The sequence below is a fragment of the Corallococcus macrosporus genome (assembly GCF_017302985.1).
Taxonomy (GTDB): domain Bacteria; phylum Myxococcota; class Myxococcia; order Myxococcales; family Myxococcaceae; genus Corallococcus; species Corallococcus macrosporus_A.
In genome coordinates, this window is record NZ_JAFIMU010000003.1 from 59702 (window position 1) to 79535 (window position 19834).

General features: G+C 68.3%; 12 protein-coding genes. 8 read left to right on the top strand and 4 right to left on the bottom strand.

Annotated features, from left to right (window positions below):
- Positions 1-5 precede the first annotated feature (5 nt).
- From JYK02_RS05035 to JYK02_RS05045, 3 genes are all read left to right on the top strand, one after another.
- The gene (locus tag JYK02_RS05035) at positions 6-1832 is read left to right on the top strand and encodes a GNAT family N-acetyltransferase (RefSeq protein ID WP_207048744.1); all 1827 of its coding nucleotides are present in this window, start codon (positions 6-8) and stop codon (positions 1830-1832) included.
- A gap of 82 nt (positions 1833-1914) precedes the next feature.
- The gene (locus JYK02_RS05040; protein WP_431603470.1) at positions 1915-9294 is read left to right on the top strand and encodes an amino acid adenylation domain-containing protein; all 7380 of its coding nucleotides are present in this window, start codon (positions 1915-1917) and stop codon (positions 9292-9294) included.
- 279 nt (positions 9295-9573) lie between these two features.
- Positions 9574-9738: a hypothetical protein gene (locus JYK02_RS05045; RefSeq protein WP_207048746.1), complete on the top strand. Its 165-nt coding sequence runs from the start codon at positions 9574-9576 to the stop codon at positions 9736-9738.
- A gap of 61 nt (positions 9739-9799) precedes the next feature.
- Here JYK02_RS05045 and JYK02_RS05050 read toward each other — a convergent pair whose 3' ends face one another.
- A complete protein-coding gene (locus JYK02_RS05050; protein ID WP_207048747.1) occupies positions 9800-10309 on the bottom strand; it encodes a hypothetical protein in 510 nt (169 codons plus the stop codon).
- 1192 nt (positions 10310-11501) lie between these two features.
- On the opposite strand from JYK02_RS05050, the gene JYK02_RS05055 reads away from it, so the two are divergent.
- Together JYK02_RS05055 and JYK02_RS05060 are read left to right on the top strand one after the other, a co-directional pair.
- Positions 11502-11672 carry a hypothetical protein gene (locus tag JYK02_RS05055; RefSeq protein ID WP_207048748.1) on the top strand — a complete coding sequence of 57 codons (171 nt, stop codon included), beginning with the start codon at positions 11502-11504 and terminating at the stop codon, positions 11670-11672.
- Between the two features lie 199 nt (positions 11673-11871).
- Positions 11872-12677 (top strand): IS5 family transposase gene (locus JYK02_RS05060; RefSeq protein ID WP_207048749.1). Its coding sequence is split into 2 segments (ribosomal slippage): positions 11872-12217 and positions 12217-12677, totalling 807 coding nucleotides; the frame shifts between segments, so codons are not numbered across the junction.
- 50 nt (positions 12678-12727) lie between these two features.
- Here JYK02_RS05060 and JYK02_RS05065 read toward each other — a convergent pair.
- On the bottom strand, positions 12728-14383 hold the full coding sequence (locus JYK02_RS05065; protein ID WP_207048750.1) for a hypothetical protein: 1656 nt from the start codon (positions 14381-14383) through the stop codon (positions 12728-12730).
- An 8-nt stretch (positions 14384-14391) separates the two neighbouring features.
- Positions 14392-15582 (bottom strand): hypothetical protein, encoded by a 1191-nt coding sequence (locus JYK02_RS05070; protein ID WP_207048751.1) that lies wholly within the window; start codon positions 15580-15582, stop codon positions 14392-14394.
- A gap of 862 nt (positions 15583-16444) precedes the next feature.
- Here JYK02_RS05070 and JYK02_RS05075 point away from each other — a divergent pair.
- The 3 genes from JYK02_RS05075 (at position 16445) to JYK02_RS05085 (ending at position 17940) form a co-directional block, all read left to right on the top strand.
- Positions 16445-17017 (top strand): DUF1993 domain-containing protein, encoded by a 573-nt coding sequence (locus JYK02_RS05075; RefSeq protein WP_207048752.1) that lies wholly within the window; start codon positions 16445-16447, stop codon positions 17015-17017.
- An 85-nt stretch (positions 17018-17102) separates the two neighbouring features.
- On the top strand, positions 17103-17468 hold the full coding sequence (locus JYK02_RS05080) for an ArsR/SmtB family transcription factor (RefSeq protein WP_207048753.1): 366 nt from the start codon (positions 17103-17105) through the stop codon (positions 17466-17468).
- Between the two features lie 10 nt (positions 17469-17478).
- On the top strand, positions 17479-17940 hold the full coding sequence (locus JYK02_RS05085) for an SRPBCC family protein (protein ID WP_207048754.1): 462 nt from the start codon (positions 17479-17481) through the stop codon (positions 17938-17940).
- Positions 17941-18075: 135 nt separating this feature from the next.
- Here JYK02_RS05085 and JYK02_RS05090 read toward each other — a convergent pair whose 3' ends face one another.
- Positions 18076-19827, bottom strand: a complete 1752-nt coding sequence (locus tag JYK02_RS05090; RefSeq protein ID WP_207048755.1) for a serine/threonine protein kinase — start codon at positions 19825-19827, stop codon at positions 18076-18078.
- Positions 19828-19834: the final 7 nt, after the last annotated feature.

Below are 19834 nucleotides of genomic sequence, written 5' to 3' on the forward strand. Positions count from 1 at the left end.
CGACCATGATCCTCTACGACGCGACGACCCTCCACACGGCTCCCTTCCCCGACACGGCGGAAGGGCGCGGCCTGAGGAGCTTCCTCGTCCCGCTGGTCCAGCACGGCCCCGGGCCGTGGTTCGAGGACCGCGCGCGGATGTTCGTGCTGGGGCTGGACGACCTGCTCATCCCGCTGGCCGTCACCGACGGCACCTTCGGCAACTCGGTGCTGCATTCGGTGTATGAGCGCTTCATCGGCAGCCAGCGCAAGGCCATCCGGACCGGGAACTGGAAGCCCCTGGCCGGCTTCGCCGCCAGCAGCGCGCTCTGGGGCGTGGGCGCGGTGATGAAGACGCTGCGCCTGGACAAGGCCGTCCAGGTGGACTGCTGGCCCAGCCTGCGCAACGCGGGCGCGAACCTCACGGAGGACCAGGCGCGGCGGCTGACGGAGTTCCTCACCACGCGCTTCCCGGACCACGCCCCCTACTTCCTCGCGGTGAACCCCGTCACGCACGCGGCCCTGCTCAACCACCTCAAAGCGCAGGGCTACGACTTCGCGTACATGACGCACACGCGGATGATGCTCCCCTTCGAGCCGGAGCTGGAGCGGCGCGTCCGGGAGAACCGGCGGCGCGACGCGCGGCTGCTGGAGCCGTCCGGCTACCGCCTGGTGGACGCCCGGGAGCTCTCCGGCTGCGCGCCCCGGCTGGCGGAGCTGTACCGGCGGCTGCACCGCGAGAAGTACGCCACCAACCCGCCCATCAGCGTCACGTACATGGAGGAGATGCTGGCGGGCTCGCTGCAGGACGTGCGCGCGCTGGTGAAGGACGGCCGCGTGGACATGTTCTACGCCACGGTCGTGGTGAACGGCGTCATGTACTCGCCCGTCTCCGGCTACGACACGTCGCTGCCGCAGGAGGTGGGCCTGTACCGGTTGATCAACAACCTGCTGATGCGCGACGCGCAGGCGCGGGGCGTGATGCTGGAGACCGGCGGCGGCGCGGATCCCTTCAAGACGCTGCGCGGGGACCGGCCGGTGCCGCGCTACAACGCGGTGTACCTGCGCCACCTGCCGTCCTGGCGACATACCCCGTGGCGGCTGGCGATGAAGGTGGGCAACGAGCAGCTGCTGCCCTTCAGCCGCAAGCGCCTGCACGCCGTGGATGGCGAGGCGAACGTCGTGGGCTTCGACCGCGTCCCGGAGGTCTTCGCGCCCACCTTCCCCACGCCCCAGGAGGCCACGGCGCGGCAGGAGCAGGCGCTGGCGGAGCTGGAGCAGGACCTGGCGCGGACGGAGGCCCTGGGCGGCAACGAGCGCGTGCGGCACCTGGGCGCGCTGCACAAGCGCCTGGAGGATGAGCAGCTGCCGCCCGCGCGGGTCGCCCCCCTGCTGGAGCGCTGGGAGCACCTGTCGCACGGGCCCCAGGCCGACAAGAAGGAGAAGCGCAAGGCGCAGCGGGCCGTGCGCGCGGAGCTGGCGCGGCGCCTGCTGGAGACCGCGACCACCGTGGGGGACACCACCGTCGTGTGTCACCACCTGGGGGACGGGCTGGACTTCCAGCCACGCACCCTGGCGGAGCAGCTGCGCAAGGGGACCGGCTCCATCGCGGTGGCGCTGACGTCCACGCGGGAGGGCACCCTGGAGCTGGTGACCGCGCTGGCGCCGCCGCTGGTGGAGCGCGGCCTGGAAGCACGGCGGCTGCTGGAACAGATGGTCCCCCCGGGAGTTGCCAGTGGGGAAGGGGGGGCGGAGCTGGCCTGGACGGAGGCGGTCGTCCCCGCTGACGACGTGAGCGCGGTCCTGGAGCGGGCCCGCGCGGTCCTTCACACCCGGCTGTCCATTCCGACGTAGCCACAGTCCTTTCACGACAGCAGCGAGCCCCCTTGTGCGACCGGCATCCCCGGCGCCTGTAGCGAGGTGCGTTTCCATGGCGATGACCCCGGAAGAGAAGCGCGCGAAGCTGGCCCGACTGCTGGCGGAAAAGGCCGGGGTGGCTCGCAAGGCCCCCGCGTCCTTCTCCCAGGAGCGGATGTGGTTCCTGGAGCAGTGGAGCCCCGGCAGCGCGCTCTTCAACATGCCCGCGGTGGTGCGCCTCACGGGCGCGCTGGATCCGGACGCGCTCGGGCGGGGCCTCCAGGTCCTGGTGGAGCGCCATGAGACCCTGCGCACGACGCTGCGCGAGAGGGAAGGGCAGCCCGTCCAGGTCATCGCCCCGTCGCTCGTGCTGAAGCTGGAGCGCGAGGACCTGCGCGGTGTGCCGGAGGCGGAGCGCGAAGCGCACGCGTGGAGGGCCGTCACCCGCGACGCCCAGCGCCCCTTCGTCCTGTCCGAGGGACCGTTGGCGCGCGCCACGCTCTACGCGCTGGCGGAAGAGGAGCACCTGCTGCTGCTCAACCTCCACCACGCCATCGCGGACGGCTGGTCCATGGGCGTGCTGGTGCGCGAACTGGCGGCCGTCTACGCCGCGGCCCGGGCGGGCACGAGCGCCAGGCTGGAGGCGCTGCCCCTGCAGTACGCGGACTTCGCGGCGTGGCAGCGCGCGACGCTCAAGGGCGAGGCGCTGGAGTCCCAGCTGTCCTGGTGGCGCGGAAAGCTGGACCCTGAAGCGCGCCTGGAGCTGCCGGCGGACAAGGCGCGGCCGGCGACGCTGGGCTCGGCGGGAGCGCGGCAGTTCCTCACGCTGCCGCGGGAGCTCACCCAGACGCTGCGGGACTTCAGCCAGCGCCACGGCACCACGCTCTTCGTGGTGTGGGTGTCCGCGTTCCTGTCGCTGGTGTACCGCTACACGGGGCAGGAGGACGTGGCGCTGGGCACGCTGGTGTCGGGCCGGGACCGCGCGGAGCTGGAGGGGCTCGTCGGCCTGTTCATCAACACCCTGGTGCTGCGCACGCCGCTGTCCGGCCGGCTGCGCTTCCGCGAGCTGATGGCCCGGGTGGGCGACACGGTCTCGGAGGCCCAGGCGCACCAGGGCGTCCCGTTCGAGAAGCTGGTGGAGGCGCTCAAGCCCGAGCGCAGCTCCAGCCACCTGCCGCTGTTCCAGGTGATGGTCATCCACCAGAACGCGCCCGGCGCGGTGCTCCAGCAGGAGGGCCTCACGCTGGAGGTGCTGCCTGTCACCACCGACACGACGAAGCACGACCTCACCCTCTACGCCACGGAGCTGCCCCAGGGCCTGCGCCTGTCCGCTGAATACAGCACCGACCTGTTCGAGGCGCCCACCGTGGCACGACTGCTCGCGCACCTGCGCACGGTGCTGGTGGGCGCGCTGGCCGCGCCGGACACCGCCCTGCGCGACCTGCCCCTGCTCTCCGAGGCGGAGCGCCGTCAGCTCCTGGTGGACTGGCACGGCGCGCGGCAGGTGTTGCCGGAGCCGGAGGATCTGGCGTCGCTGATCGAGGCGCAGGTGGCGCGCACCCCGGACCGGGTGGCGCTCGCGTTCGGGGACGCCACGCTCACCTACGCGCAGCTGGATGCGCGGGCCAACCAGTTGGCGCACCGGCTGCGGGAGTGCGGCGTGGGGCCGGAGTCGCGCGTGGGCGTGTGCCTGGAGCGCTCGCTGGAGCTGGTGGTGTCACTGCTGGCGGTGCTCAAGGCGGGCGGGGCCTACGTGCCCTTCGACCCGGGCTACCCGGCGCAGCGCCTGACGTGGATGTTTCAGGACGCGCGCCCCACGGTGCTGCTGGCGCAGGAGCACCTGGTGCCCGGGCTGCCGCCCCACGGGGCGCGCGTGGTGTGCGTGGACGCAGAGGCGGAAGCGCTGTCGCAGCTGCCCACGCATGCGCCCGCGCGCCAGCCGCTGTCGGACGCGCTCGCGTACATCATCTTCACCTCCGGCAGCACGGGCCGGCCCAAGGGCGCGATGAACGCGCACCGGGGCGTGTGCAACCGCCTGCGCTGGATGCAGACGGAGTACCGCCTGGACGCGGATGACGTGGTGCTCCAGAAGACGCCGTTCAGCTTCGACGTGTCGGTGTGGGAGTTCTTCTGGCCGTTGATGACGGGCGCGCGGCTGGTGGTCGCCCGGCCCGGCGGCCACCAGGAGCCCGCGTACCTCGCGCGGCTCATCCGCGAGGCGGGCGTCACCACACTGCACTTCGTGCCGTCCATGCTCCAGGTGTTCCTGGAGGAACCGGAGGCGCGCGGCTGCGCGTCGCTGCGCCGGGTGGTGTGCAGCGGCGAAGCGCTGCCCCTGGAGCTCAAGGAGCGCTGTCTCCAGGTGCTGCCGCACGCGGGCCTGCACAACCTCTACGGCCCCACGGAGGCGGCCGTGGACGTGACCTATTTCGCGTGCACGCCCGGCGACGGCCGGCGCTCGGTGCCCATTGGCCGGGCGGTGGCGAACACGTCCATCCTCATCCTGGATCCGGTGTTCCAGCCGGTGCCGGTGGGCGTGGCCGGGGAGCTGTACATCGGCGGCGTGCAGGTGGGGCGCGGCTACCAGTCCCGGCCGGACCTCACCGCGGAGCGCTTCGTCCCGGATCCGTTCAGCGCCCTGCCTGGCGCGCGGCTGTACCGCACGGGGGACGTGGCGCGCTGGCTGCCGGACGGAGAGGTGGAGTACCTGAGCCGCGCCGACTTCCAGGTGAAGGTGCGCGGCCTGCGCATCGAACTGGGGGAGATAGAAACCGCGCTGGAGCAGCACCCCACCGTGCGCCAGGCGGTGGTGCTGGCCCGCGAGGACGTACCCGGCGACAAGCGGCTGGTGGCCTACGTGGCGGGCCGGGCCGGGCAGACGCTGGACGTGGACGGGCTCAAGGCGTCGCTCCAGGCGAGGCTGCCGGAGTACATGGTGCCCACGGCCTTCGTGGTGCTGGACGCGCTGCCGCTCAGCCCCAACGGCAAGGTGGACCGCAAGGCGCTGCCTGCGCCCACGCTGGAGCGCGCGGCGCAGGAAGCGCGCGTCCCGCCCCAGACGCCCACGGAGGAGGTCATCGCCGCGCTGTTCGGAGAGCTGCTGGGGGTCGCGGACGTGGGCGCGCGGGACGACCTGTTCCGGCTGGGCGGCAACTCGCTGCTGGCCACGCGCGTGCTCGCGCGGCTGCGCGTGCGCTTCGGCGTGGAGCTGTCGCTGCGAGTCCTCTTCCAGCACCCCACCGTGCGGCAGCTCGCGCGGTGCGTGGATGACGCGCGCGCGGGCACCGTGGCCCCGGTGGAGCGCGCCGCCCCGGCCCGGGAGCGCCACCCGGTGCTCCCTCTCACCGAGGACACCGCGCCAGAGGACACCGGCGGCCTGCCCGCGCTCGCGCCCGCGGCGCCCGTCCTCTCCGCCGAGGAGCGGCACCGCGTGCTGGTGACCTGGAACGACACCGCGAAGGACTTCCCTCGCGACGCGTGCCTGCACCACCTGGTGGAGGCCCAGGCGCGGCGCACGCCGGACGCGGTGGCGGTGGTCGCCGGTCCGGTGCGGCTCACCTACCGCGAGCTGGAGCAGCGCGCCGGGCGTCTGGCGCGGCGGCTGCGGGCCCTGGGCGTGGGCCCGGAGGTCCGCGTGGGCCTGTGTGTGGAGCGCAACGCCGACATGGTCGTGGGCATGCTGGGCATCCTCAAGGCGGGTGGGGCGTACGTGCCGCTCGACCCCACGTACCCGCGGGAGCGGCTGGCCTTCCTGCTGGAGGACGCACGCGGCCCCGCGCTCGTGGCGCACGCGCACCTGGTGCCCGCGCTGCCCGCGCACACCTGCCAGGTGGTGTGCCTGGAGGACGACGCGGAGGCGCCAGGCCAGGCGTCTCCGGACGCGTCGCTCACTCAAGCGCCCCTGCCGGAGAACCTGGCCTACCTCATCTACACGTCGGGCAGCACCGGGCGGCCCAAGGGCGTGGCCATCCCGCACCGCGCGGCGGTGGCCTTCCTCACCTGGGTGCACGGCCTGTACTCCGCGGAGGAGCTCCAGGGCGTGCTCGCGTGCACGTCGCTCAACTTCGACCTCTCCGTCTTCGAGGTCTTCGCCCCGCTCACCCGGGGAGGCCGCGTCATCCTCGCGCGCAACGCGCTGCACCTGGCGGAGCTGCCCCAGGCGTCGGAGGTGACGCTCGTCAACACCGTGCCCTCGGCCATGGCGCAGCTGTTGCGGCTGGGCGCGCTGCCGCCCTCGGTGCGCACCATCAACCTGGCGGGCGAGGCGCTGCCCGCGTCGCTCGCGCGACAGGTGTTCGACACGCCCACGGTGCAGCGGCTCTACAACCTCTATGGCCCGTCGGAGGACACCACGTACTCCACCTTCGCGCGCGTGCGGCCGGGCGAGGTGCCGCCCATCGGCCGGCCACTGTCCAACACCCGCGCCTACGTGCTGGACGCGGACCTGCGGCCGGTGCCCGTGGGCCAGCCCGGGGCGCTGTACCTCGCGGGCGAAGGCCAGTCGCGCGGCTACCTCCACCGGCCGGACCTGACCGCGGAGCGCTTCCTGCCGGAGCCCTTCGGTCCGCCGGGCTCGCGCATGTACAAGACGGGGGACCGTGTGCGCTACCGCCCCGACGGCACGCTGGAGTACCTGGGCCGCGACGACTTCCAGGTGAAGGTGCGCGGCTTCCGCATCGAACTGGGCGAGGTGGAGGCCGCCGTGCAGGCCGTCCCCGGCGTGCGCGAAGCCGTGGTGCTGGCGCGCGAGGACGTGCCCGGCGACAAGCGGCTGGTGGCCTACGTCGTCGCCCGGGACGGGCAGACGCTGGACGCGGCGGCGCTCAAGGACGGGCTGCGCCGCACGCTGCCGGAGTACATGGTGCCCACGTCCTTCGTGGTGCTGGACGCGCTGCCGCTCAACCCCAACGGCAAGGTGGACCGCAAGGCACTGCCCGTCCCCGTCCTGGAGCGCGCGAGCCCCCGTCCCTACGAAGCCCCCCAGACGCCCACGCAGCAGCTGCTCGCGGGCCTCTGGCGGCAGGTGCTGGGCGTGGAGCGTGTGGGCCTCACCGACCACTTCTTCGAGCTGGGGGGCCACTCGCTGCTCGCGACGCAGGTGGTGTCGCGGCTGCGCGCGTCGCTGCGCGTAGAGCTGCCGCTGGAGGCCTTCTTCCACGCGCCCACGCTCCAGGCGCTCGCCGCGCGGGTGGACGCCGCGCGCGAAGCAGGGGACGCCTCTCCCGCCGTGCCGCCGCTGCTGCCGATGCCGCGGACGGGAAGGCTGCCGCTGTCCTTCGCGCAGCAGCGGCTGTGGCTGCTGGACCGGCTGGAGCCCGGAAGCAGCGCGTACACCATCCTCGCGGCGCTGCGCCTCACCGGGCCGCTGCACACCCGGGCGCTGGTGAGGAGCTTCCACGCGCTGCACCAGCGCCATGAGAGCCTGCGCACCGTGTTCCGCGAGGACGCGCAGGGCCCGCTGCAGGTCATCCTGCCGGAGCTGCCACCGGCGCTGGGCTTCGTGGACCTGGGCGGCGTGCCGGAGGCGGAGCGGGATCGCGAGGCGCTGGCGCTCGCGGCGGCCCAGGCGGAGGTGCCCTTCGACCTGGCCCGGGGTCCGCTGGTGCGCGGCCTGCTCGTGCGGCTGGGAGCGCGGCACCACCTGCTCGTGGTGACGCTGCACCACATCATCTCCGACGGCTGGTCCTCCGCCGTGCTCACCCGGGAGTTGTCGTCCCTCTACGAGGCCTTCAGCACGGATCAGCCGCCCGTGCTGGCCGCGCTCCCGCTCCAGTACGTGGACTACACGCTCTGGCAGCGGGCGTGGCTGACGGAGGACGTCCTCGCGTCGCAGCTGGCGTACTGGCGCCGCCAGCTCGCGGGTGCGCCCGCCGCGCTGGAGCTGCCCACCGACCACCCGCGCCCCGACGTGCAGACCTTCAGGGGAGGGCGCGTGCCGGTGCGACTGGGCCTGCCGCTGTCGGAGTCGGTAAAGGCGCTGGGCCACCGCGAGGGCGTCACGCCCTTCATGGTGCTGCTCGCCGGCCTCCAGGCGCTCCTGTCGCGGCTGAGCGGCCAGGCGGAGGTGGTGGTGGGCTCGCCCATCGCGGGCCGTCCGGCGCCGGAGCTGGAGGACATGCTCGGGTGCTTCGTGAACACGCTGGCCCTGCGCACGCGCGTGGACGCGGCCGAGGGCTTCCGCGCGCTGCTCGCCCGCGTGCGCGACGTGACGCTGGGTGCCTACGCGCACCAGGACGCCCCATTCGACCGCGTGGTGGAGGCGGTGCGTCCGGCGCGCGAGCCGGGTCGCTCTCCGCTGTTCCAGGTGCTCTTCGTGCTGGAGAACGCGCCCGTGTCCCAGCCCATGGGGCCCGGACTGTCCCTGGGCTTCGTGGACGTGGAGCGCCAGTCCGCCAAGTTCGACCTGACGCTGGCCCTGTGGGAGGAGCCGGAGACCGGCCTCACCGGAGTACTGGAGTACAACCGCGACCTCTTCGACCCGGGCACCGCCACGCGCTGGGCCGGCCAGCTGCGAGCCCTGCTGGAGCAGGCGGTCCTCACGCCGGACGCGCCGCTGTCCCGTCTGAAGCCGGGCATCGCCCCCGCGGAGCTGCTGGTGCCCCTTCAACCGAAGGGGACGCGCCCGCCGTTCTTCTGCGTGCACGCCATTGGCGGCACGGTGTGGGGCTACGCGGAGCTGGCGCGGCAGCTGGGCGAGGACCAGCCCTTCCACGGCCTCCAGGCGCCGGGCCTGGAGAGCGGACAGCCGACAGTGGACTCACTGGAGGACCTGGCCGCGCTCTACGTGGAGGCGATGCGCACGGTGCGGCCCCACGGTCCCTACCGCCTGGGCGGCTGGTCCATGGGCGCCCTCATCGCCTTCGAGATGGCGCGCCAACTGCTGCGCCAGGGCGAGCAGGTGGAGCGGCTGGTCTTCATCGAGCCCAGCCCGACGTCGTATGCGCGGGGCCAGCGCGTGGACGACCCCACGACGCAGGGCCAGCTCTTCACGGTGAACCTGGCGCACACCACCGGCCTGCCGGAGACGCTACCCCCGGACGTGCCGCCAGGAGACTCCCACCGCCTGCTGCACTACCTGCTGGAGGCCGGACAGCGCACGGGCGTGTTCGGCGCGGAGGTAGGGCTCGCGTGGCTCCAGCGGCGCCAGCGCGTCTTCAACGCCTGCCTCGCCGCGCTCTCCGGCCACGTCCTCGAGCCGCTCGGGGTGCCGGTGTGGCTGCTGCGCGGCACCGAGGCCAACGTGGACGAGGGCAGCGACCGCACCCGGGGCTGGGCCGCGCTCACCCCGGACCCGCGCGTGGTGGACGTGCCGGGCACCCACTACTCCGTGCTCCAGTCGCCGCAGGTGGAGGTCCTGGGCCGGGCCCTGGCCCGCGTGCTGGAGTCACCCCCGGAGGCGTCCTCCAGCCCCACGGAGGCCGGCACGGAGCGCCCCCCCACGGCGGGCCCGCGCCCCTGAGGCGCTCAGGGCCCGGAGGACCGGGCCTGCGCTGAGCGCATGGAAGCTCAAGCCGTCACAGCCAGCCCAGAGATCCAGGCACCTGCGACGCCCCTCCTGGGAAAGCGGCTGGGCTGGGCAGACGTGTGTCTGCTGGAGATGAAAGACTTATGCGCCGGCTCTGCATTCAGCCACGCTAAATCGCTGGGAGACCGTGGACTTCTCCTACTTCATTGGCGTGCGTCACTGCGGCGGCGAGTTGAGCACCATCATCCTGAAGCCACGGGACAGGAGATCGACGTGGCGAGCCTGGGTGGGCAGTGTCCTGTCCTCCACCGCAACGGCATCGAGTTCCTGGACCCATTGCCGCACTCGGCTGCGCGGCCAGTTCGTCTGAAGCCCGAGCCTCCCGAGGTGGCCGTGAAGGCCACCTGGGTGCTGGTCGCACTCTGCCTCACGTCATGATGGATTGACTCCCGTCCACATACATCGATGCGCCTGCGAGCCACGTGGAGTTGAGGCGATATCAGGGGCCGTTTGGGCCGGAGGGAGGCTGGGTGCGACCTGTGAACTTTGATCCAGCCCACCCCATAGCGCCTGCAACGAAGAGCCCAAGGGTAAGGGCTGATTGCTGGTCGATGACCTTCTGCTGAATGGCGAAGACGCCGCCCGCGATCAGCAGCACCAACGCTGCGGTCCATGCAATCATTAGCCGACCGACCATTTTGTCGCGAGCGGTGTAGAAGGCCCAGGAAAGCTGCTGGTTCGCCATGGCTCGTTCGTGAGCGTTTTTCTCGCGGAGGGTATCAAGATCGGGCTGTGCACCCATGAGCTTGGCTCGTGCATCGAAGAAAGTCTTTGCGATTGGCATGACAGTCTCTGCGAGTTGCTGCATCGCCATCATGGCGGCAACCATGTCCGGCGGAATGCCGACGCCTTCGTCCGGTATTCCGCCGCTGCTCCCGGGCTCGGGCGGGAGGATTTCAGTCTGAGGAGTGGCTTGTGCTTCCGGGGGCGGAGTGTTGCTGGTTGTCATGGCTGTGGAGAGACAAGTGGAAGATGTGGGGCCTGTCCCATGGATACAATCGCTGCACTTTGCTGTAGGTGGCAAGACGGCAGATGCGTCGGTACCTGCAGGGTATAGGTAGGCCGCGCTTCCCCTCTCGCGAAGTAGCGCCGCCGGGCGGACTCCATGAAGAAATTGACCAAGGACCTGGGCTCAGCCAGGCAGAAATTGCGCACGACCAACACGCCGATGGTGCTCCGTCGCATCAGAAACGACGGGTATTCCAGGAATTCATATCCAGCTAGGCGACAGGGGCATCAGAGGCAGGCGTGACCCCCACCGGAGTGGGATGGAGCCGCTCGGCCTCATGGCGCTAGGAATGTACTCGTGGGGAGTTGGTGTGCCTCATTCGCAAGGCAGGGAGCGAGATGACCCGATTGACTGGAATGCTGGTTGCTGTGGTCCTGATGCAGGGTTGCTTCAACCCGGTGGTCGATGAGCCCCGTGTGCAAGATGAATTGAGCGAAGACTCGCTGGGAATCGGGGTGGGTGGCTGCTGCAAGTACTGTGGCTCGGACAGTCAGCCCTGCGGGGACTCCTGCATCGCGCTCGACAAGACCTGCCACAAGGGGCTTGGCTGCGCCTGTTGAGCTGTCGCGAGGCCTGCAAAGAGAGACATGGGGCTGCTGCTGCTCATCACCGGTGCAGCATTCCTGCGACGCTCGCGGCACCAGCACCGTGACGTGAGCGTTCCTCCAGCCGGGCGAGTACGGCCTGGACGGACGCAATCTCCGAGCGGCTACTCCCGGTTGCTCAGGTACTGCGCCATCTAGACCTTGGCCTGCGCCAGCAGGCCCTTCTCCACGTCCAGCCAGCCCGCAGCCTGGCGCATGACGTCCAGCACCTCGCCCTCCACTGCTCCCTCAAGCAGGCGCGGAGGCAAGGCTGGAGGAGGAGAGTCCCGCCTCTGCCGTGACGGTGGAGGAGCCGAGGAAGGAGCGCACACCCCGCTTGGACTGGGCCGAGCTGCTGAGAAGGACGGTCGCCCTGGATGTCCTCGCGTGATTGAGCTGGGCTGGGCATGCGTGTGTCTGACGGAGATGAAAGGCTGCTGCGCGGGCCCGGCGTGCGACTCATCGGCTTCCCGTCAGCGTCCCTCAGCTCCCGCGCTACTCCCACCCGCTATGCCTAAGAGGGCTCCAGTCCTTCCCATACTCCCTGGGTGGACGCGATCTCCGGCACGCTGCGGCTGAGCGCGCCGCTGCTGCTGCTCTGCCTGGGGGCGCTGCAGGTGATGGAAGGGCGGATGCGCCTAGACACGATGTTGAGCCTGAACGCGCTGGCTGCGGCCCTGCTGACACCCTTGGCGAACGTGGTCACCACGATGGGATAGCTGCAGCTGATGGGCAGCTACATCAAGCGAATCGACGATGTGCTGGAGACCCCGGTGGAGTGGGACGGAGTGCAGCCGGAGTCAGGCGTGAGCTGCAGGGGCGGATCGAGATGGAGCGCGTCTCGTTCCGGTTTACAGCACCTACCGAAAGTCAGCGCTGGGCTGGCCGTTGGCAGGGGGCGTCCTCAGCTTGAGGGACATGGTCCGTGAACTCGTCCCCGACGCCTTCTGGCAGCGCGTGGCACCGCTGCTGCCTCCGCCTCGGCCCAAGAAGAAGATGGGCCGCCCTCGTGCGGACGACCGGGCGGCGCTGGAGGCCATCGTCTTCGTGCTGAGGAGCGGCATCCCTTGGGAGATGCTGCCTCGCAAGCAGTTCGGCCTGTCGGGCATGACAGCCTGGCGCAGGTTGGAGGAATGGACCCGGGCCGGCGTGTGGGAACAGCTTCAGGCGCGGCTGCTGGATGAGCTGGGACTGCGCGGCAAGGTGGACTTCTCGCGAGTCTCCATCGACTCCTCGTCCGTGCGGGCGTCAAAAAGGGGGCCCTCACGGGCCCAAGCCCGACGGATAGAGCGAAGGCGGGTAGCAAGCATCATCTTCTCGTAGACGCCCAGGGACTGCCGCTCACCGAGTCCGTGACGGCCGCCAACGTCCACGACACGCACGAGTTCTTCCCGCTCATCGACTCCGTGCCCGCGGTGAGGATGCCTTCGGGACAGCGAAGACTGCGCCCCACCAAGCTGCACGCCGACAAAGCCTATGCCTCCAGGAAGAACCGGCAGGGGCTGCGCCTGCGAGGCATCGTCGCTCGCATCGCGCGTCCAGGCGTCGAGTCCAAGGAGCGACTGGGGCGCTATCGATGGGTCGTGGAACGCACGCTGGCTTGGAAGAACCAGTTGCGCCGTCTCCGTGTCCGCGACGAGCGCAGGGACGACGTGCACTTTGGGCTCCTCGTCCTCGGTTGCTGCGTCATGCTCCTACGACGCCTCTGTCCTGGCATTTGTTAGGAGCTGTTAGGACCCGCGCCGAGTGCAATCTCGGTCATGAATGCAGCAGATCAAGGGACGAGCACCGTCGCGAACCGAGCAGCGAGCGCTCCGGTGTTCTCAGAATCTCCGAAGCGCATGCAGTTGATAGAGTCACACACGGGCGACTGTGTATCAATAGCCCATTTCTCCTCGGAGTACCGCACCACCAGATCCGAGCAGCCTGGGTAGGCCGTCGGGAGTTCGTTGACACTTGTTGGCAGCACGATCATGTATCTCGCCCAGGCATCGAAAATGGCAAAGACCACTTGATACCACTGACTCCGCGAGTCAATCTGCGCCAGCGGCATCTGGCAGTCCGGACATTCGACGCGAAGCGCATTCCAGGCAATCCCGGCGGCGTAGAATTCGGCACCGGCCTCCGTGGCCTGCCCCGCCCATGATTCGATGATGTTCAGGATGACTTTTTCCCGGTGTGCACTGCCGCGGGGAATCCGGTTGAAGAGCAGCTCCTGCACCAGAGCCACCTCCGCAGCGTACGCCGTGAAGGCCTTTTTCTTATCATTCGAATTGAGGGCGGCTCCCTTGAATGGGCCATTGACGTCTTTCACCAGCCAATCCCCATATGTCCTTCCCCACGAGCCCGGAGCGTTGCATCTCAGATCGAGTTGAGCGTCGGCCTCCGAACTCATCTGGATGAGTTCGGACCTAACGGCTTCGCAGAGTTGTGGCTTGCGCAGCAGCGTCTTAATGCGCTCGGAATTGTAGAGCCGCAACAGCTCCTGGGGGGAACAAGGCTTGTTGTTGCATGCGACGTTCGCAAGGCTGGCGCCGAACTTGAGCCATTCGCACCGGAACGACATCAATAAGCCGTTGGCAACGTGCTTCACCATCTCCCGGAACCGCTGGCGCTGCTCGGGCTGAAGAGAAGGCTTCGCTGGCGGCACATAGGGGGCCTCACAGGTTAGAGGTACGTCGATAGGGGCGAGCTGGAAGATCGAGACCGGAGAGCGATCCTCAAAGCCAGTACTCGCTATGAGATTCGACAGAGAAGTGCCCGTGATGGCCTGCGAGGTTTCTTCTCGGTGCAAGACAACACCGACCACCACGTCGGTACCTGGGATCACGATGGGGGCACCGCTATGGCCTGGATCCGGGTACTGGGCGGTCAGATCATAGAGGTTTCGTTGTGCCCCTATGAAATGGAGCGCGAACTCGTCGTCGATGCTCGTGTCTCCCGCTGTATATTTCTGATGGTGCGGATTGGCATAAGGGGTGCGGTGCTGAAGAGCACACTTCGGATAGCCACTAACGCTCGCTTTCCAGACACAATCCTCGCGAAACTGGGTGCTGATTCGGAGCGCAGCCCGTGGAGGTGGCGCCCCGTCATCCAACCGGATGATGACGAGATCCTCCAGCTTGCTCTCCCAAACGGGTTGCTGGGTCGCGGGCCCTATCCAGGTCTCTCCCGTGGCGGTCCGATAGGAGAGTTGTTTCGGGTACCTAGCGCAGTCAAGAGTTTGCAGCGTGCCGGTGGCCCGCCACACATGGCGAGCGGTCATGAACAGGCGCTGAGTCACATCGATGAAGAACCCGGTCCCCGAGCAGCCACACTCCGCGTTCCCGACATTGGCGTAGCGGATATGCACGAGCGCTTGGTTCACGTCGACCTGGGCCGACGCCACTGGCGGGAGCAGCCCGAGGACGAGCCCCACAATGCGCCCCATCCACGGAGTCATTGGGCAGCTCCGTTCGAGGTCCGAGACGGAGCCGAGAACGCAGCCTTGACCACGGGCTTGAGTTCGTTGAGCAGGGCTTGGCACGCTTGAATTTCGCTGCAGGAGTGCCAGGCCGGTCCTGTCTGGTCCTTCTCGTCACCATTGGTGAACCATCGCACGGTCGATTCGGGTGGCTTCAGCTTCTTGTACTTCGATGCCAGGGTGAAGCGATACTTGAGGAGTCCTAGCGCCCAGGTAGGATTCCATCCAGCTCCCACGTTCTGCCGCTTCCACGTCCGATTCTGAACCGGCAGGTCCTGCCGCATCGTCCGAACCGAGGAGAGACAACTCGCGGACTTAATCTCGTCTCCCACCACCTTTAGGTAGGCTTCCGTCGTGCTGACCGCGAGGTCAAAGTTCACGGGCCGGTTGTCCGGACTGTCCTTCTCGACATAGGCATTAAAGGCATGCTCACAGTTCGTCCGCCCTTTGTGGGGAGCGAGATCCTGGATTGGGTGGAGTGAGTAGCCGATCCAATAGTAGAACGCATTCACGTCACCCGCATCGCAGGCCGCTTTGGCGCGGGCAAGCTGCTTGCCGACCCAGCCGAAGAACCTCTGCTGCCAGCAGTTCGGTTGTCCTGGCTCCGCGCAAGGTGTGTTGCGCGCGGTGCCCTCCTCGTCACACCCGGCCTGCGCGTGCGCTTCTGGCAGTTCCCAAGCATAGAAGTCTCCGTCCTGGGAGGCATCCGCCATCAGCTCATGGACGTAGCTTGGAAACGTCCCTCGGGGGACGATGAGGGCCTTTTTGAATTCCTCGCCGTTGGGATCCAGCAGGCGCGTCACGCGCTGAAGGGCCTGGTGCGTGGCGCCGTAGTGGCCTTCGCGGGAGTGCTTGTCAGCCTTGACCCGCAGGAGTGGACCTGAGCGAAGCCGAACCTCCTTCTTCATCGGAAACTTCTCCGCGTCCGCAGTCTTGATGATGACCTCGTGCCAGTCATCGGGTTCGTCACGCTCGGCCAGGAACTCATAGCCGGCGTTCTTGAGGTCGCTGGTGGAAAGACTGCGGATCTCTTCGTCCGGTCCAAGGCGCTTGAGGACATCGTACTGCTCAAGCTTCTGCTCGAACGCAGACGCGTCGAGGGTCTTGTTCTCACAGATGAAGGCGAGGAACTCGTCTTCGACAAGACGGATCCACTTCTGGGCCACAATGGCTCTTCGCGTCGCACACTCTTGATCCAGCTCCGCCTTCTCTGCGTCGCTCTGAGGTGACTCCGTCTGGGTTGAGGTAACCACAGAGGCATCGAGCGTGGATGGCGTGCCTGCATCTTGTGCTTCTGCACCCACTACAGGCCAGCACAAGAGCTGCACGAGGGTGAGGGTGAGGGCATTACTTGAGCGTAAGCTCATATTTCCTCGGGTCCATCTGTGATTATGGAGAATGCTGTCGCGCACAGTAGGACTGCGCGTGAAATTACTCAAGGGTCATGCGCTTCCGTTTGATCCCCATATTATAGCCTGTCTTCTTCGGTTTCATGGCTTTTCCTGGAGAGCTGATGGTGACCTTTCGCTCTCCTGGGCTCCGGTGACACCTGCTCACCAGACATCAGCCGATCAGACGTCTGGCGCAAGGCAAGGCCACCCGTGGATTTACGCGCTCGTCCTCGTGCGGTGAGCGTCACCTGTGCTGAGCCAACGGTTGTGGTACGCGCGGCTCTTCCTGTTCACGCCGTGATCCTTTCAGAGGAGCCTCGCTCAAGCGTGGGGGGCTCCGGGGCTGGAGTAGAAGAGCCTCGCCCTTGCCGCGACGGTGGAGGAGCCGAGGAAGGAGCGCACACTCCGTTTGGACTGGGCCAGGCTGCTGAAAAGGACGTTCGCCCCGGATGAGTTCGCCTCCTTGAGCTGGGCAGGCGTGTGTCTGCTGGAGATGAAAGGCTTTTGCGCTGGCTCGGCGCGCGGCTGATGCGCTCCTCGTCAGTGTCCCGCACCTCCCGTTCTGCTCCCGCCCGCTACGCCCAAGAGAGCTTCTGTCCTTCCTTTGCTCCTCTTGCTGGAGTGATCGCTCGAACGCATGCTGAAAATGGCGGAAACGCGAGCGCCAGAATGCGAGGGAAAACCAATGGCGACATCACTCTACGCCCTCAGCGTGCCCACCTTCCTGCAGACCGTCAGGGCCGTCTCAGGCTTTCTCGACCGCGCGGCCAGGCACTGCGCTGAGACGGGTGCTGATTCCAACGACTTCGTGAATGCGCGCCTTTTCGATGACATGGCGCCCTTCCACTTTCAGGTCGAAGCCACATGGCACCATTCCGTGTGGGGAGTGGAAGCTCTCAAGACCGGCGTGTTCGCACCGCCGGCCCTGGTCGGACCGGTCCCTTTCGCTGACCTGCGGGCGATGATGAGCAAAGCGGAAGTGGCGCTGGAGGCGTTCACGCCCGACGAGATCAACCGATGCGCGGGCAAGGAGCTGGACCTTCAGATCGGTCCGCGGAGGCTCGCCTTCACGTCGGAGACGTTCATCCTCTCGTTCTCCCTGCCGAACTTCCATTTCCACGCCGTCACTGCCTACGACATCCTCCGCTCGCGCGGTGTACCGATCGGCAAGCGTGATTACGAAGGCCGCCTGCGCACCCGATCCGCCTGAGCCTTCAGAGTGTTGTGACCGGCTCGCAGCGCGCACTCGAAGTGCCGTTGCGTGACATCTCTCCGCGTGCTAGACACTGAACCATATGGTTCAGTATGCAAGTGCCGGCCTTGATGCCTCGTTCGCCGCGCTCTCCGACGCCACCCGACGCGGTGTGCTGGAGCAGCTCGGGCGTGCGGAGGCGTCGATCACGGACCTCGCCGAGAAGTTCAACATGACCCTCACGGGCATGAAGAAGCACGTCGGTGTCCTGGAGCGGGCCGGGCTCGTGATCACGGAGAAGGTCGGGCGTGTGCGGACCTGCAAGATCGGCCCGCGCCGACTGGAGGAAGAGATGGCCTGGCTCGAGAGCTACCGCCAGCTCTGGGACGCACGCTTCGACGAGTTGGACAAGGTTGTCGAGGAATTGAAACACAAGGAACAGGTCGATGGACGCAAGAACAGAGAGTGAGCGCACACCCATGAAGAACCGCACGATCGTGGAACGGAAGTCCGAGCGTGAGACCGTCGTCACGCGAACCGTCAATGCTCCGGCACGCATCGTGTTCGAGGCGTGGACGAAGCCCGAGCTGTTCAAGAAGTGGTGGGTTCCGAAGTCGATGGGAATGACCCTGGCTTCCTGCGAGATGGATGTCCGTATCGGGGGCAAATACCGTCTGGTGTTCGCTCAGGGGATGGCGTTCTTCGGGACGTACACCGAAGTGACACCGCACTCGCGCCTCGTCTGGACCAATGAGGAAGGCGGTGACAATTCGTCCGTCACCACCGTGACCTTCGAGGAAAAAGAGGGCAAGACGCTGCTGGTCGTGAGCGAGCTCTACGCCTCGAAGGAAGCGCTCGACGCTGCCGGCGGCGCGGCGGAGGCGCTGGTCGAGACGTTCGAGCAGCTGGATGAGCTTCTCGTCACCCTGGCGCGAGCGTAGGACGGGCGTGAAGTCCTCGTTCCCGCGGTTGGCCACTCACCGCTGGAATGAGCAATGAGGGCAAAGAAAAGCCCAGCAACCCTTTAGGATTGCCGGGCTTCTCGGAAGCAAGGCCGAGGGAATCGAACCCTCGTCCTACTCGAACACGCCGATGCCCGGGTCGTTGCCGCCGGCTTTCGAGGGCTTCGTGGGCCGGGGCGGCGGGGCGGTGCGCACCGGGTCCAGGCGCACGTTCACGTGCTGTTCCGCCGTGTCCGCGAGCCGGCTGTAGTCCAGCCGCTTCTCCTGGTCCTGGTGTCCCGCGAGCTTGAAGCGCAGCACGGAGGCCTTCTCACGCGGGAGCATCAGCTTCGTGGGCGTGGTGCCGATCTGCGCCTCGCCGTCGAAGATGGCCGCGCCAGACGGCGTGGAGGTGAACTCCACCGTTACGTCCTGCGGCAGCGCCGCCGGAGGAGGCGTCGCCGCCGGCTCCTGCACCCGCGAGGGCGGGGCTTCCACGGGTGCCCTCGGAGGAGGCGTCATCCCCACGGGGGCCGGAGGCGTCTCATTGCCACCTCCGCGCGCCATCACCACCGCCACGCCCGCTCCAATCAACAACAGCGGCACGCCGATGAGCGCGGCCTTCATGCCCGCGGACATGCCCTTGGGCGGCGGCGGAAGCTCCGGCTCCACCTGGCGGGGCGCGGACGGACGGGCCCGCTGCGCCGCGGGCGCCGGGCTGTGCGCGTTGCCCGTCGCACGCGGAGCCTGCGCTCCGGCCGGCGTGGTCCCCCGGGGCGGCGGGGCCAGGCCCATGCGGGAGCCCGTCTTGCCCGCGGCCGGTGCACGGCCCGCGCGGCTTCCGGAACCCAGCCGGCTCCCCGAGCCCGCTCGGCTTCCCGAGCCCGCTCCCGGACGGCTGCGGCTGCCCGTGCCTCGCTCGGTGCCCGCCGTGCCTCCCGTGGGGTGCGCGTCCAGCTCCTCCGCGGACAGGCCCTCCACCGCGTCCAGCAGCGCGTCGATGAACTCCTGCGCGTTCTGGTACCGGTCCTCCTTCTCCGGCGCGAGCGCCTTGGCGAAGAAGGCGTCCAGCTCCGGGGGCACCGGCGCGCCCTGGCGCTTGCTGTTCACCGGGGGCACGGGCTGCGTCAGCGACGCCGTCAGCGCCTTGCGCACCGTGTTCGCGCCGTACGGCGAGCTGCCCGTGAGGCAGAAGTACAGCACGCCCGCCATCGAGTAGAGGTCGGAGCGCTGGTCCACGGACTCGCCGCCGGCCTGCTCGGGCGGCATGTACTGCGGGGTGCCCAGCACCTGGCCCGTGGAGGTGAGCTGCTCCTCCTCGTCCTGCTCCAGCGCCTTCACCAGACCGAAGTCCAGCACCTTGACGAAGTCCTTCCCGTCGAGCGCCTGGACCATGATGTTGTGCGGCTTCAGGTCGCGGTGGACGCAACCCTCCTCATGCGCGTGCGCCAGCCCCAGCGTGGCCTGCTCCAGCAGGTTCACCGCGCGGCGCAGCGTCATGGGCCCTTCGCGCTTCACCAGCTCCTTGAGGCTCTCCCCCTTGAGGAGCTCCATCACGTAGTAGCAGGTGCCGTCCGCGGCCCGGCCGAAGTCGAAGATGGTGATGACGTTCGGGTGCCGCAGCCGGCTGGCGATCTCCGCCTCGCGGCGGAAGCGCTCGAAGAACTGGGGCGCCGCGGCGAGCGACGGGTTGAGCGTCTTCACGGCCACCGGGCGCTGCACCGACGTCTGCGTGGCGCGGAACACCATGCCCATGCCGCCCTGACCCAGGACGCTCTCGATCTTGTATCGGCCGTCCAGCACCTGGCCCAGGAGCTGGAGACTCTGCGCCGCGCACAGGTGATCTTGACCTTCGGTACTACCGCAGTGGGGGCAGGGGGCGGCCATGGGTGCC